The sequence below is a fragment of the Pseudomonas sp. ZS1P83 genome (genome assembly GCF_054897825.1).
Map to the genome: position 1 here is coordinate 5,747,158 of NZ_CM142706.1, position 14,632 is coordinate 5,761,789.

General features: G+C 54.9%; 10 protein-coding genes and 1 pseudogene. 9 read left to right on the forward strand and 2 right to left on the reverse strand.

Features of this window, described 5'->3' with window-relative positions:
* The first annotated feature begins 52 nt into the window (after positions 1-52).
* The 6 genes from ACYZT0_RS26960 to ACYZT0_RS26985 all read left to right on the forward strand — a co-directional run bounded on the left by ACYZT0_RS26960 (position 53) and on the right by ACYZT0_RS26985 (position 7,072).
* Positions 53-1,417 (forward strand): aspartate aminotransferase family protein, encoded by a 1,365-nt coding sequence (locus ACYZT0_RS26960; protein WP_462043745.1) that lies wholly within the window; start codon positions 53-55, stop codon positions 1,415-1,417.
* A gap of 197 nt (positions 1,418-1,614) precedes the next feature.
* Complete coding sequence (locus tag ACYZT0_RS26965) at positions 1,615-2,712, forward strand: polyamine ABC transporter substrate-binding protein (protein ID WP_462046641.1); 1,098 nt, start codon at positions 1,615-1,617, stop codon at positions 2,710-2,712.
* Between the two features lie 245 nt (positions 2,713-2,957).
* Positions 2,958-4,055, forward strand: a complete 1,098-nt coding sequence (locus ACYZT0_RS26970) for a polyamine ABC transporter substrate-binding protein (protein WP_462043746.1) — start codon at positions 2,958-2,960, stop codon at positions 4,053-4,055.
* A gap of 70 nt (positions 4,056-4,125) precedes the next feature.
* A complete protein-coding gene (locus tag ACYZT0_RS26975; protein WP_462043747.1) occupies positions 4,126-5,268 on the forward strand; it encodes an ABC transporter ATP-binding protein in 1,143 nt (380 codons plus the stop codon).
* A complete protein-coding gene (locus ACYZT0_RS26980) occupies positions 5,265-6,185 on the forward strand; it encodes an ABC transporter permease subunit (protein ID WP_462043748.1) in 921 nt (306 codons plus the stop codon). The genes ACYZT0_RS26975 and ACYZT0_RS26980 overlap by 4 nt, the downstream gene beginning before the upstream one ends.
* On the forward strand, positions 6,182-7,072 hold the full coding sequence (locus ACYZT0_RS26985; protein WP_462043749.1) for an ABC transporter permease subunit: 891 nt from the start codon (positions 6,182-6,184) through the stop codon (positions 7,070-7,072). The genes ACYZT0_RS26980 and ACYZT0_RS26985 overlap by 4 nt, the downstream gene beginning before the upstream one ends.
* Before the next feature lie 46 nt (positions 7,073-7,118).
* Here the strand turns inward: ACYZT0_RS26985 and ACYZT0_RS26990 are convergent.
* A pseudogene (locus tag ACYZT0_RS26990) lies at positions 7,119-7,391 on the reverse strand (phosphohydrolase); the annotation flags it as partial.
* Positions 7,392-7,688: 297 nt separating this feature from the next.
* Between ACYZT0_RS26990 and ACYZT0_RS26995 the strand changes: the two are divergent.
* Positions 7,689-8,654: a GlxA family transcriptional regulator gene (locus ACYZT0_RS26995; protein ID WP_462043750.1), complete on the forward strand. Its 966-nt coding sequence runs from the start codon at positions 7,689-7,691 to the stop codon at positions 8,652-8,654.
* Positions 8,655-8,694: 40 nt separating this feature from the next.
* Here the strand turns inward: ACYZT0_RS26995 and ACYZT0_RS27000 are convergent, their stop codons facing one another.
* Positions 8,695-11,094, reverse strand: a complete 2,400-nt coding sequence (locus tag ACYZT0_RS27000) for a penicillin acylase family protein (RefSeq protein WP_462043751.1) — start codon at positions 11,092-11,094, stop codon at positions 8,695-8,697.
* 721 nt (positions 11,095-11,815) lie between these two features.
* Between ACYZT0_RS27000 and ACYZT0_RS27005 the strand changes: the two genes are divergently transcribed.
* Together ACYZT0_RS27005 and ACYZT0_RS27010 are read left to right on the forward strand one after the other, a co-directional pair.
* Positions 11,816-13,042, forward strand: a complete 1,227-nt coding sequence (locus ACYZT0_RS27005) for an ATP-grasp domain-containing protein (protein ID WP_462043752.1) — start codon at positions 11,816-11,818, stop codon at positions 13,040-13,042.
* Positions 13,043-13,046: 4 nt separating this feature from the next.
* Entirely contained in the window at positions 13,047-14,588 is a 1,542-nt protein-coding gene (locus tag ACYZT0_RS27010; RefSeq protein ID WP_462043753.1) for a phenylalanine aminomutase (D-beta-phenylalanine forming), read from the forward strand.
* Positions 14,589-14,632: the final 44 nt, after the last annotated feature.

The following is a 14,632-nucleotide window of genomic DNA, read 5'->3' on the forward strand; positions in this document are numbered from 1 at the left end:
GGGCGCGGCCGGAAATTGCCGCGCCTTTCACTGCAACCTTAGGAGAATTCGCATGACCAGCAACAACCCGCAAACCCGTGAATGGCAAACCCTGAGCAACGATCACCACCTGGCCCCGTTCAGCGACTTCAAGCAGCTGAAAGAGAAAGGCCCGCGGATCATCACCCGCGCCAAGGGTGTTTACCTCTGGGACAGCGAAGGCAACAAGATCCTCGACGGCATGGCCGGCCTGTGGTGCGTGGCGATCGGCTACGGTCGCGATGAACTGGCCGATGCCGCCAGCAAACAAATGCGCGAACTGCCTTACTACAACCTGTTCTTCCAGACGGCTCACCCGCCAGTGCTGGAATTGGCCAAGGCTATCGCCGACATCGCGCCGCAAGGCATGAACCACGTGTTCTTCACTGGTTCCGGCTCTGAAGGCAACGACACCATGCTGCGTATGGTTCGCCACTACTGGGCGATCAAGGGCCAGCCGAAGAAGAAAGTCATCATCAGCCGCAAGAACGGTTATCACGGTTCCACCGTGGCCGGCGCGAGCCTGGGTGGCATGACGTACATGCACGAACAAGGCGACTTGCCGATCCCGGGCATCGTCCACATCGCGCAGCCGTACTGGTTCGCTGAAGGCGGCGACATGACACCGGAAGAATTCGGTATCTGGGCGGCCAATCAGCTGGAAGAGAAGATTCTGGAAGTCGGCGTGGACAACGTCGGTGCCTTTATCGCCGAGCCAATCCAGGGTGCCGGCGGCGTGATCATTCCGCCAGACACCTACTGGCCGCGCATCAAGGAAATCCTCGCCAAGTACGACATCTTGTTCGTGGCGGACGAAGTGATCTGTGGTTTCGGCCGTACCGGTGAGTGGTTTGGTAGCGATTTCTACGACCTCAAACCCGACATGATGACCATCGCCAAAGGCCTGACGTCCGGCTACATCCCTATGGGTGGCCTGATCGTGCGTGATGAAGTGGTTGCGGTGCTCAATGAAGGTGGTGATTTCAACCACGGTTTCACCTATTCCGGGCACCCGGTGGCCGCTGCGGTCGCACTGGAAAACATCCGCATTCTGCGCGAAGAAAAAATTATCGAGCGCGTTCATGCAGAAACGGCACCCTATTTGCAAAAGCGTCTACGGGAACTGAACGATCACCCGTTGGTGGGGGAAGTCCGCGGGGTGGGGCTGCTGGGGGCGATCGAACTGGTGCAGGACAAGGCCACTCGCAAGCGTTACGAAGGCAAGGGCGCCGGCATGATCTGCCGCACGTTCTGCTTCGAAAACGGCCTGATCATGCGCGCCGTCGGCGACACCATGATCATTGCTCCACCACTAGTGATTACACCGGCAGAAATCGATGAGTTGGTGACCAAGGCACGCAAGTGTCTGGACCTGACCCTGAGTGCATTGCAGGGCTAAGTGCTAGGCTCTGAGCGGGGTGTGAAGTTTGCATTTCGCTCAGCGCAAACAAAGGATGGGTCTTTCCTTGAAAGCCTGCCTTGGATCTTGCCAGACTACCGGTTGTTTTAGTTGCCCAGGAATAGGCCGCTGGCTCTTGGTTAACAAGCACGTGGTTAAAAAGAAAAATTGGAGCATTACCCATGAAGGCATTAGGTATGAAGATAGCTGGCAAGACCCTCCTCGCCATGTCCCTGATGGGTGTGATGGCGGGCGCAGTTCAGGCGGACGACAAGGTTCTTCACGTGTACAACTGGTCCGATTACATCGCGCCGGATACCGTCAAGAAGTTCGAAGCCGAGTCGGGGATCAAGGTTGTTTACGACGTATTCGACAGTAACGAAACCCTGGAAGCCAAGTTGCTGGCAGGCAAGTCCGGCTACGACATCGTCGTACCGTCGAACAACTTTCTGGCCAAGCAAATCAAGGCCGGTGTTTACCAGAAGCTGGACAAGTCCAAGCTGCCTAACTGGAAGAACCTGAACACTGACCTGCTTAAAGCAGTCTCGGTGAGCGACCCGGGCAACGAACACGCGTTCCCGTACATGTGGGGTTCGATCGGTATCGGCTTCAACGCCGAGAAGGTCAAGGCTGCACTGGGTGCCGATGCGCCCACCAATTCCTGGGACCTGATCTTCAAACCTGAAAACGCCGCGAAGTTGAAGTCGTGCGGTATCAGTTTCCTCGATTCGCCAACCGAGATGATTCCGGTGGCGTTGCACTACCTGGGCTATCCAACCGACAGCCAGGACAAAAACCAACTGGCCGAAGCCGAAGCGCTGTTCCTGAAGATTCGTCCTTCGGTGGGCTACTTCCACTCGTCCAAGTACATCTCTGACCTGGCTAACGGCAACATCTGCGTTGCTGTCGGTTACTCGGGTGACATCTACCAGGCCAAGTCCCGCGCGGCTGAGGCCGGTGACAAGGTGAAAGTCAGCTACAACATTCCGAAAGAGGGTGCGGGCAGCTTCTACGACATGGTCGCCATCCCTAAAGATGCCGAAAACGTCGAAGGCGCCTACAAATTCATGACCTTCCTGCAGAAGCCGGAAATCATGGCTGAGATCACCAACGCCGTACGCTTCCCGAACGGTAATGCGGCAGCGACCGCATTGGTCGATAAAGACATCACCGCCGACCCAGGCATCTACCCGCCAGCGGACGTGCTGGCCAAGCTGTACGCGATTGCCGACTTGCCGGCCGCGGCCCAGCGGATCCTGACTCGTAGTTGGACCAAGATCAAATCGGGTAAATAAGTAGTAAAACCCTGTAGCAGCTGCCGCAGGCTGCGTCCAACTGCGAAGCAGTTGTGCTGTTGAAAACGCGGGAAGGTCCTTCGGACCTTAACGCAGCCTTCGGCAGCTGCTACAGGTCTCTGCATAAAAGTTTTGCTGGAACGGTTTTTCGAAGGTAAGTTGCGCCCCGGTTTTGTTGCCAGGCCGCCATGGCTGTCATGTAACGCGGGGCAACTTGGGCCCAACTAATTTTAGAGGACCTCCACGTGCCTATTTTTTCTTTGTTGCGCCATGCACTGCTGGTCGGCGCCGGACTGACGCTTGCCGTTAGTGTCCAGGCGGCTGGCACTGTGCATATTTATAACTGGTCGGACTACATTGGTCAGACCACCCTGGCTGACTTCCAGAAAGAGACCGGCATCAAACCGGTGTATGACGTCTTCGACTCCAACGAAACCCTGGAAGGCAAGTTGCTGGCCGGGCGTACCGGTTATGACGTGGTCGTGCCGTCCAATCACTTCCTTGGCAAACAGATCAAGGCGGGCGCTTTCCAGAAGCTCGACAAATCCAAGTTGACCCACTATTCCAACCTCGACCCGGTGCTGCTCAAGCGTCTGGAGCAAAACGATCCGGGTAACCTGTACGCCGTGCCGTATTTGTGGGGCACCAACGGCATCGGTTACAACGTCGATAAGGTCAAGGCTGTGTTGGGCCTCGACAAGATCGACTCTTGGGATGTGGTGTTCGAGCCGGAGAACATCAAGAAGCTGCACAGCTGTGGCGTGGCGTTCCTCGACTCCGCCGATGAAATGATGCCCACGGTCCTCAACTACATGGGCCTCAACGCCAACAGCACCAACCCCGAAGACTACAAAAAGGCCGAAGCGAAGTTGCTGGCGGTGCGGCCTTACGTGACCTATTTCCACTCTTCCAAATACATCGCGGACCTGGCCAACGGCGATATCTGCGTAGCGATCGGTTTTTCCGGCGACATGTTCCAGGCAAAGGCCCGCGCGGCTGAGGCCGGCAAAGGCATGAACATCGCCTACTCGATTCCGAAAGAGGGCGGCGCGCTCTGGTTCGACATGCTGGCGATCCCCAAGGATGCGGCCAACGTCAAGGAAGCCCACGCCTTCATCAACTATTTGCTCAAACCTGAGGTGATCGCCCAGGTCAGTGATTACGTGGGTTACGCCAACCCTAACCCAGGGTCGGACAAATTGATGGAACAGTCCATTCGCACTGACGAATCGGTTTATCCACCGCAAGCAGTCCTCGACAAGACTTACGTGTCTATCGAGTTACCACCAAACATTCAACGTTTGATGACCCGCAGCTGGACCAAGGTCAAGTCGGGTAAATAGCTGTAAGGCTCAAACTATCCAAGGTTCGCTCGCCTCGGGCGAACTGCAAATTTTGTTGGGAGTTTCGTAAATGGCAGTTGCCTCCGGCGCCTATAAGAAAGCCCTCGAGGGCGACCAGACACCGAAACAGGTGCTGGTCAAAATCGACCGGGTCACGAAGAAGTTCGACGAGACGATTGCCGTGGACGATGTGTCCCTGGAAATCAAGAAAGGCGAGATTTTCGCCCTGCTCGGCGGTTCGGGATCGGGCAAATCCACGTTGCTGCGCATGCTCGCAGGTTTCGAACGGCCCACGGAGGGGCGCATTTTCCTCGATGGCGTAGACATCACTGACATGCCGCCGTACGAGCGGCCGATCAACATGATGTTCCAGTCCTATGCCTTGTTCCCGCACATGACCGTGGCGCAGAACATCGCCTTCGGCCTCAAGCAGGACAAAATCCCCGCCGCTGAAGTCGATGCCCGTGTCACGGACATGCTCAAGCTGGTTCAGATGAGCCAGTACGCCAAGCGCAAGCCGCATCAGTTGTCCGGTGGTCAGCGTCAGCGTGTGGCCTTGGCGCGTTCGTTGGCCAAGCGACCGAAGCTGTTGCTGCTCGATGAACCGATGGGCGCGCTGGATAAAAAGCTGCGCTCGCAAATGCAGCTTGAGCTGGTCGAGATCATCGAGCGGGTCGGCGTAACCTGCGTCATGGTGACCCACGACCAGGAAGAGGCCATGACCATGGCCGAGCGCATCGCGATCATGCACCTGGGCTGGATCGCCCAGATCGGCAGCCCGATCGACATCTATGAAACCCCGACCAGCCGTCTGGTCTGCGAGTTCATCGGCAACGTCAACATCTTCGACGGCGAAGTGGTGGACGACGCCGAGGGCCACGCGACCATCACCTGCAAGGACCTGGACCGCCAGATTTACGTGGGCCACGGCATTAGCACCTCGGTGCAGGACAAATCCGTGACCTACGCGATCCGTCCGGAAAAACTGCTGGTGACCCCGACCATGCCGACCTGTGAATACAACTGGTCCAGCGGCAAGGTGCACGACATCGCCTACCTCGGTGGTCACTCGGTGTTCTACGTCGAACTGCCGAGCGGCAAGATCGTCCAGTCTTTCGTCGCCAACGCCGAGCGCCGCGGTCAGCGCCCTACCTGGGGTGACCAGGTTTACGTGTATTGGGAAGACGACAGCGGCGTGGTACTTCGCTCATGAACCTGCGCAAATTCAAACGCCGCCTCAATCGAATAATTCCCGGTGGCCGTCAGATGGTCATCGGGGTTCCGTTCATCTGGCTGTTCCTGTTCTTCATGCTGCCGTTCTTCATCGTCTTGAAGATCAGCTTCGCCGAAGCCGACGTGGCCATTCCGCCGTACACCGAGATCTACAGCTACCTCGACCAAAAAGTGCAGTTGCTGCTTAACCTGAGCAACTACGCAATGCTGGCCGGCGACGAGTTGTACATCGCCGCCTACCTCGGCTCGTTGAAGATGGCGCTGATCAGCACCGTCCTCTGTTTGCTGATCGGCTACCCGATGGCCTACGCCATTGCCAGTGCCCGCAAAGAGATGCAAACGGTGCTGGTGCTGCTGATCATGATGCCGACCTGGACCGCGATCCTGATCCGCGTCTACGCGTGGATGGGCATCCTCAGTAACAACGGTTTGCTCAATGGTTTCCTGATGAGCATGGGCTGGATCGACGAACCGCTGCAGATCCTCAACACCAACCTCGCGGTGTACATCGGCGTCGTTTATTCGTACCTGCCGTTCATGATCCTGCCGCTCTACGCCAACCTGGTGAAGCACGACAACAGCCTGCTGGAAGCCGCATCGGACCTCGGTTCGAGCACCTTCAACAGCTTCTGGAAGATCACCATTCCGCTGTCCAAGAACGGCATTGTCGCGGGTTGCATGCTGGTGTTCATTCCGGTCGTGGGTGAGTTCGTGATCCCGGAACTGCTCGGCGGTCCGGAAACCCTGATGATCGGTAAAGTGCTCTGGCAAGAGTTCTTCAACAACCGTGACTGGCCGGTGGCGTCTGCCCTGGCGGTGGTGATGCTGGCGATCCTGATTGTGCCGATCATTCTGTTCAACCGTAGTCAGGCCAAAGAAATGGAGGGCAAAGAATGAAGCGCTTTCGTTTCTCAAGCTTGATGTTGGTGCTGGGTCTGCTGTTCATCTACGCGCCAATGCTGATCCTGGTGATCTACTCGTTCAACGCCTCCAAACTGGTGACGGTGTGGGGTGGTTGGTCGATCAAGTGGTACGTCGGTTTGATGGACAACACGCAACTGATGGGGTCGGTGGTGCGCTCGCTGGAAATCGCCTGCTACACGGCGGTGGCGGCGGTGGCGCTGGGTACATTGGCCGCGTTCGTGCTGACCCGTATCACCCACTTCAAGGGTCGTACGCTGTTCGGTGGCCTGGTCACCGCGCCGCTGGTGATGCCCGAAGTGATCACCGGTCTGTCGCTGTTACTGCTGTTCGTGGCCATGGCGCAGATGATCGGTTGGCCACAGGAGCGGGGCATCATCACCATCTGGATCGCCCACACCACGTTCTGTGCGGCGTATGTGGCGGTGGTGGTGTCGGCGCGCTTGCGTGAGCTGGACCTGTCCATCGAAGAAGCGGCCATGGACCTCGGTGCGCGGCCGTGGAAGGTGTTCTTCCTGATCACCATCCCGATGATCGCGCCCTCCTTGGGGGCCGGCGGCATGATGTCCTTCGCCCTGTCGCTGGACGACCTGGTGTTGGCGAGCTTCGTCTCGGGGCCGGGTTCGACAACCCTGCCGATGGAAGTGTTCTCGGCGGTGCGTCTGGGCGTGAAACCCGAGATCAACGCCGTGGCCAGCCTGATTCTGCTGGCGGTATCGCTGATGACGTTCCTGGTCTGGTTCTTCAGCCGCCGTGCCGAAGAAAGTCGCAAACGTGCGATTCAGCAGGCGATCGAAGAAGGTGCTGCCGACTCCTGGAAACAACCGGACGTGCGTCGCGCCCCGGCGCCGGAAGCGGCTTAAGTAACACATGATGATCGTTCCCACGCGGAGCGTGGGAATGATCAGGTCAAGCCACCCACGGCGACTTGCGGATGATCTCGACAAAGTTCATCGGCTTGAAGCCTGGCTCGCTGTCGACCAGCACATCAGCGTTTACAGTGCCGAACGTGGTGTCCGGCCGGTGTTTGAAGCCGTTGGCGAACGCACACAGGATGCACTCCTTGAACCCTTCGCCACGCGGGTGGGCGTGCACCACTTCTTCGCGTTGCGCGCTGGGGAACGCCCCGTAATCGATGCCCAACACATCCATCTCGACGCCGGCGGTGACCAACGCTACATTGCGCTGATGGGTTCAGTCTGTCCGCGCACCCGAAACCGGACAATCGATCCATGGCTGCGATCCTTGCCAATGAGCATGCATATCGCGCCAACCTCGCTTGTGGGCCGAGGATTGGCTAAGTTTGAACGCGGGCCCTGTAGGAGCCAGGCTTGCCGGCGAAGGCGATCTTGAGAGCGCCTTCGCCGGCAAGCCTGGCTCCTACGAAAATCGGTTCGCTAGCGCAGGCTCCCTCGCCACAGGAATTGCGTAAGCCGAAGTATCATGAGCTCGTTGAAGCCACAGAAGGTTAACTACGCCATGAGTAAAACCGTTGCCATCGTGGTGTTCTCAGGCGTTCAGTCCCTGGACGTCACCGGTCCCATGGATGTGTTTTCAGAAGCCAATCGTTTCCTCGAACCGCACGATCACTATCGACTGGAGGTGATTGGCGTCGAGCGCGGGGTGATGCCGTGTTCCAACGGTTTGGCACTCAATGCCCATCGGCATTTCAGCGAAGCGCTGGAGGCCTATGACTTGCTGTTGGTGGCCGGTGGGCCGCAGTTGCCGTTCATGGATTTCGGTGCGGCATTCGATGCCTGGCTGCGCGATGCCTGCGCACTGGCGCAGCGCTTTGGCTCGATCTGCAACGGCGCGTTCGTGCTTGCCCGGGCCGGGTTGCTGGAAGGGCGAACGGTCACTACCCACTGGGGTGACGCCGCGGCGCTGGCGCAGTTGTGCCCGTCGACTCAGGTTGATGCTGATCGTCTTTACGTGCAGGACGGCGAGCTCTACACCTCGGCAGGTGTCACGGCGGGGATTGATGTGTCGCTGTACTTGCTGGCCAGGGATCACGGGCCGGAAGTCGCATTGAATGTGGCAAAACGATTGGTGGTGTTCACTCAGCGCTCCGGCGGGCAGTCACAGTTCAGCCCATTCCTCACGCCTCACGCCGAACCCACTTCTGCCGTGGCACTGGTGCAGCTCTACGTGTTGGCCAACCTGACGGGCGACCTGACGATTTCCGACCTGGCCAACGCCGCCAACATGAGTGCCCGCAACTTTTCCAGGGTGTTTACCAAAGTGGCAAAAATCACCCCGGCGGAATTCGTCGAACGGGCCAGGGTGGATGCGGCGCGGGTGCTGCTCGAAAGCACCCAATCGCCGCTCAAGACCGTGGCCTATCAGTGCGGGTTTCGCGATGCCCAGCACATGCGCAGTGTGTTCAACCGCAGGCTGGGGGTGACGCCGCAGCAGTTCAGGCTGAACTTTGCGGCGATGGTTTGAGCTGACAGATCGTTCCCACGCGGAGCGTGGGAACGATCAACTACTGAGCCACACGCGCCGGCAACAGCTTCAACGTGCTCCGCGTATTGGCCGTGACTTCTTCATCATTGAGATGCGCCTGGTAGTAGATCCCTTCGATAAACGCCTCAGCCTGGTCGTCATAATGGCTGTCGAACGGCACGCCGCTCTGGCCGACCGGGTTGATGGTCAGGCTGTGGGCCGGGTCGGCGAAGTCGATCAGGCGACGGGTCGACGGTCCGTAAGTCACTGGCCATGGCGCCGGACCAATTTTCGCCGAAAGGTTGTTCGGCACTTCGTGAGTGCCAGGCGCCGCGAACGGGCCGACATTGAAGAGGCGGTCCAGCGGCTTTTGCTGCCCCAGCGGATGGCCATGCGTCAGCGTGTGCGCCTTGCCCCACTGCCATTGTGCGAAATCGGCGCCGAGGGTGGTCTTGAGGTGAGCGATGCTCGCTTGCCATGCAACCTTGACCGTATCGGCGCGGGTTTCCTCGCCGAGGGTGTTGCGGTTGTCCCACCATGGCGAATCGGGGGTCGCGGCCAGTCGCGGTAATGCGGCATCAATCACCCGGGTCGACAGCAATGTTTCGAAGAAGTCATTGCCCAGCTCATCGTGCATCGTCGCGTCAGCCAGGTTGAACAGGAACTGGTTGAACAGCGTGGCGCTGGTGGAATCGAGCGGGTAGTCGCCTTTCCATTGGGCCAGTTGCTCAACCAGCTTGAGCTCGGAGGGGTCACTCACTACTTCGCGCAATACCGGCAGCAACGGCGCCAACACGCGAGGGCCGTAGGCAGTGGTGGTGCCCAGTTGCAGCTTCTGGCTGGCGTCCAGATCCCACTTGATGGTTTTGTCGCTGAGCTGGCGATTTAGCTGCTGACCTCGATCGGCCAGGTTGTAGTAACCGGGAATCTCCATGTCGGTCGGCGATACAGGCTGGAAGTTGGCCGAGACGATGTAACCGCGTGTCGGGTTCTCTTCCTGTGGGTTGGCACTGAACGGGTAGAAACCTTCCTTGTCCGCTTCGGCGGTGCTGCCGTCGAGGATGAACCCCGGACGCACACCCGTCGGACGTTTTGGCAACTGCGCCGCTGCCCACCAGCCGATGTCGCCCTTGGCGTTGGCCCAGACGATGTTCAGACCCGGCGCCTGAATCTTCGCCGCGGCACTGCGCGCCTTGGCCAGGGTGTCGGCCCGGTTGAGCTGGTAGAAGCCCTCAAGGATCGGATTCTGGCTTTCGAGAAACCCCCACCACATGGCGATCGGTGTTTTGCCGACGCTGGTGCCGAGCGCATCGTTGACGATCGGACCGTGGGGCGACTGGCGCAATACCAATGTCACGGGTGCCTGGCCCTTGACCGCGATCTGCTGTTCGCTGATCACCATGTCCACCCACTTGCCGCGATACCAGACCTGATTGGGGTTGTCCGGGTTGACCTTCTCGGCGATCAGATCGAGGTCGTCGTTCTGGAACATGGTGATGCTCCAGCCGAAATCGCGGTTCAGCCCGAGGGAGGCGAACGGCATCAACGCCTGATAGTGGCCGTAGAGTTCGAAGTCCGGCGCCGAGAGCTGCGCTTCATACCACACCGACGGCGCGGAAAAGCGGATATGCGGGTCGCCGGCCAACAGCGGTTTGCCGCTTTTGGTTCGGCCTCCAGAGACGACCCAGGCGTTGCTGCCCTCGAACTGCGGCAAACCGTTGTCGGCGAGTGCCTGTTCGCTAAGGCGGGCGAGGGCGTTGAGGTCTTTCCAGTCGGTACTGGCCAGAGGCGGCGTGCTGCCGTTGAGCACACCTCTGGGCTGCCAGTCGAGATCGAAGACAGTCAGGTAGTTGGCGCCCAGCTGATCGCGTACGTAGGTCAGCAACGGTTCAGTGCGAAACGCCGCGGCAAAACTGTAGGCCATGTAGCCGGCGATGCTGATGGTGTCCTGAGCCGTGAACGAGCGTTTGGGGATGCCCAGAACATCAAACTCTGCGGGTTTTGGATGGCTGTCCTGATACTGGTTGATGCCGTCCAGATAGGCTTGCAGGGCGATAAAGGTCGGCGATTGTTTGTCCAGATTCGCCAGGTAGGTTTCGGCGCGTTCACGAATGCGCAGGCTGCGCATCAGCTTGTCGGTATCGAGCAGTTTCGGGCCCAAGACCTCGGCCAGCTCCCCGCGGGCTAGGCGGCGCAGGACTTCCATCTGAAATAGCCGGTCCTGGGCGTGCACGTACCCAAGGGCGCGGTACAGATCGGTTTCGTTCTCAGCGCGGATGTGCGGGATGCCGCGCTCGTCGTAGCGCACGGTGACCGAACCTTGCAGGTGTTGCAGCTCCACCATGCCTTGGCGTGACGGCTGCTTGCTGTAGACATACCCGCCGGCACCTGCGGCGAGCGCGACAATCAGCAGGGCGAGAACAGTCAGGCTACGTTTCATGGTGATTCCTTGTTGTTATGAGTGGCAGTAGTTCCCTGGTGCCACTGTTTAACACGGCTCACCGAATTGGCCCATCGCCCGTAGGAGGGATTCGTATTTCAACGTCTTTGCTACTTCGTGGGGTCGACTGGCCAAGGTCGGTAATACCCCACCGCGAGTGTGTGCGTGGCAATCACAAGAAAGTGCCACTGAATCTACGAACTCCATCTTCTAGTGTTCGTTGTCGTGTCTGGGTTAAACAGTATTGCGTATAAGTTGTTTAAAGTAGTGTCTCTAATATAGGCAATCCCCTGCGCATAATTAGTACGTCTCCTACGCAAAGGCTGGTTGCTTGTTCGTACTGTGAAGCATATAAAATAGTTGACTTAAAAGTGTGCAGATAAATGAGAAAATTGTAGGCGAAAGAATATGATCTATAGCGTTGAGGCCGCTGATCTAGGAATGGATAAGCGGCAGCACATAGCGAATTAATGTGGTTGAGGCGATGTGTTTATAGGAAACTTCCTTCGTTAGTTAGCGAATTGTACTACAAAAATAGCATTGCGAATTATTTCTAGTCTGACTATAAAGAACACAAGTGATTTGGGCGGTGTAATGATCTGTCCCTCTTTGAGTTCTTGGTGATAGTAATATGCGGTCGGAGCGCTGGTTGTTTTTTAGCGCAACTTAATAAAAATAAGCATCGTTTAAGTGCGGTGAACATTTAAGGCGGTAGTTTCCAGTGAAGACTATTTTACTATGTGGGAATGGTTTGAGTGGAGAGGTAATTCCTACAATTAAAACGTGGGGCTATAAAGTAGCTTTGATATCGGAATTTCCACTAGATGTAGGCACGTCGGAAGCAGATATTTTTGTTGAAGCAAACTCGAAGGATCCGGAAGCGGCATTGGGAGCAGCTAAAAGCTTGGTGGAGTCGGGCGTTGAGATCAATGGTGTAATCAGTCTTTGTTGGGATACCGCTATATCGGTCGCTACCATTGCCGCTGAATTAGATTTGTATTCGGTTTCGATAGCTTCAGCTATGAAAGCGACACATAAAGATCTGAGGTCCGATGCATTTCGAAAACATGGTGTCCCTTCACCAAAATATGCTGTTATAAATTCGTATGAACAGTTACTTCAGCGCATACAAGAGTTTGAGTTTCCGATTATTTTAAAGCCGATAGATCAGTCATCATCCAAAGGTGTGATCAGAGTTGACTCTATAGGAAGTTTAGGTTTTGCATACGCGCACTGTAAAAGTTTTTCCGACAAAAAAGATATAATATTGAATGAGTATCTGATCGGAACTGAGCACAGTGTTGAAGGATTGATGGTGGATGGTGATTTTTACCTTACCGCTATATCGGATAGAGTTTTCCATTACGAGAAGTACCATCCTTTTTTTGTAGAGGTAGGTGATGTAATGCCTACATTTCTTCCCGAAAAGGCAAAAAATGAATTATATGAAGTTACGCGTGATGCCGCGCTCTCGCTAGGATTAACCAAAGGAGTAGTTAAAGGAGATCTTGTTTATTCAGCAAGGAAAGGAGTTAACGTACTTGAGGTTGCCGCACGACTAGGCGGACCACGTTTTGGTACGGAGATGGTTCCGTTAAGCAATGGAACAACCATACTAAAAGCGGCAATACAGCAAGCAGTGGGTGACGAAATCAATATGGATTTGTTGCTTCCAAAATTCTCTAAGGGGATGGTAAATAGATCAATTGCTCTGGATCCGGGCGTTATACAAAGTATTTCGGATGTAGATTCACTAAAAAAATGTGAAGGGTATTATTCTTTCAAATGGTGGGGGAGCGAACTTAAAGTCGGTGACGAAATTCCGCCGATTCAATATGGATGCGGTGGTGTAGCGTATATAATTGCCGTTGGATCAACAAGAGCTAAGGCTATCGAAAACGCGGATAGGATAGAGCGGAGAATAAAAATTAATACAAGCCAGAGGTGACGTCATGTTTATATTTGAAACAGGTGAAACTCTTTCTCCTGAACGACTCGCAGAGATAGCGACGAGTGATACCGAAATCAGCCTAAGCGATGAGACCCGGCGCAGGGTCGATTCGTCCCGACGACAACTAGAAAAGTTTGTCTCTGAGGGTCGTATTATATATGGTGTAAATACAAGCATGGGTGGCTTTGTTAATTGGCATGTGCCAATAGAAAAAGCGAATATGCTCCAAATGAATCTTATAAGATCTGTTGCAACAAATGTAGGTGGCTATTTAAGTGAAGTGGATACTAAAGCGATAATGCTTTCGCGAATAAATTCACTGTGTCGAGGGAACTCAGCTATTTCTTTAGAGGTATTAGATGTATTAGTAGCTTTGTACAATAGCGGGATTCTTCCATGTATTCCGGAAAAAGGGTCTTTAGGGACAAGCGGAGATCTAGGGCCCCTTGCATGTATTGCGCTTGTATGCACGGGCGAATGGAAAGTCAGGTACGAGGGTAAGTTGCTCCCGGCGCAAGACGCGCTTATTCTCGCGGGAATAGAAAAAGCTCGTTTAAGCTATAAGGAAGGTTTAGCACTCATAAATGGAACCTCGGCGATGACCGGTGTCGCCTGTTGTTTGGTTCGAGAAGTTCAAGAATTGTTAGAGCAATATTGTCTAATAAGTTCTCTAAGTTTTGAAGGGCTACATGCAATAAAGAAACCATTTGATCCAGAAGTCCATAAATTGAAACCTCATCCAGGACAGTTGAAAGTAGCACAGAAAATTTTTGATTATCTTGAAACATCAAAAATGATCAAACAGGAGGCAGAAGCTCAGAAGGAAATTCAGTTAGAACAAGACGGTTCGGTAAAGCCATCTAATAGTCAAATAGAGGATGCTTATTCGATAAGATGCACTCCGCAAATTCTCGGTCCAGTTGTAGATGGATTAGAGTATGTTCGGACCATTGTGCAGAATGAATTGAATTCCTCAAACGACAACCCACTTATTGTGCCTGACTCTAATGAGATCTTTCATAATGGCCATTTTCATGGGCAATATGTCGCGATGGCAATGGATATCTTATCGATTGGGCTCACTACATTATCAAATCTTTCTAACCGGCGCGTAGATAGGTTCCTCGATAAAAGTAATAGCAATGGGCTTCCGCCGTTCCTTTGTAGTAAAGACCCTGGGTTGAGATTAGGTCTAATGGGAGGACAATTCATGACTGCCTCATTGACGGCGGAGAATAGATCACTTTGTACTCCCTTATCTATCCAATCACTTTCGACGACTGCAGATTTTCAAGATATCGTCTCATTTGGGTTAGTGGCAGCAAGGCGAGCTCGAGAAATTTTTGAAAATACTAAATTTATTATTTCTTTCGAGCTGATATGCGCTTGCCAAGCGGCGGAAATACGAGGCGTAGATGGTTTGTCAGATTCAACTACCGTTCTATTCAATAAAGTCAGGGAGATTGTCCCGTTTCTAGATAGGGATTCTATACTCACGGAGTACTTAGAGGTTCTGACAAGGGAAGTTGTTGGCCGAAATTGAATTAAGATCAAACAGCATATTGGTTTGATTAGACTGTTTTGTCA

What these genes read in the sequence shown, in the direction of transcription:
- ACYZT0_RS26960 (WP_462043745.1), top strand. Translation starts at nt 53, where the DNA reads ATGACCAGCAACAACCCGCAAACCCGTGAATGGCAAACCCTGAGCAAC.
- ACYZT0_RS26965 (WP_462046641.1), top strand. Translation starts at nt 1,615, where the DNA reads ATGAAGATAGCTGGCAAGACCCTCCTCGCCATGTCCCTGATGGGTGTG.
- ACYZT0_RS26975 (WP_462043747.1), top strand. Translation starts at nt 4,126, where the DNA reads ATGGCAGTTGCCTCCGGCGCCTATAAGAAAGCCCTCGAGGGCGACCAG.
- ACYZT0_RS26980 (WP_462043748.1), top strand. Translation starts at nt 5,265, where the DNA reads ATGAACCTGCGCAAATTCAAACGCCGCCTCAATCGAATAATTCCCGGT.
- ACYZT0_RS26985 (WP_462043749.1), top strand. Translation starts at nt 6,182, where the DNA reads ATGAAGCGCTTTCGTTTCTCAAGCTTGATGTTGGTGCTGGGTCTGCTG.
- ACYZT0_RS26995 (WP_462043750.1), top strand. Translation starts at nt 7,689, where the DNA reads ATGAGTAAAACCGTTGCCATCGTGGTGTTCTCAGGCGTTCAGTCCCTG.
- ACYZT0_RS27000 (WP_462043751.1), bottom strand. Translation starts at nt 11,094, where the DNA reads ATGAAACGTAGCCTGACTGTTCTCGCCCTGCTGATTGTCGCGCTCGCC.
- ACYZT0_RS27010 (WP_462043753.1), top strand. Translation starts at nt 13,047, where the DNA reads ATGTTTATATTTGAAACAGGTGAAACTCTTTCTCCTGAACGACTCGCA.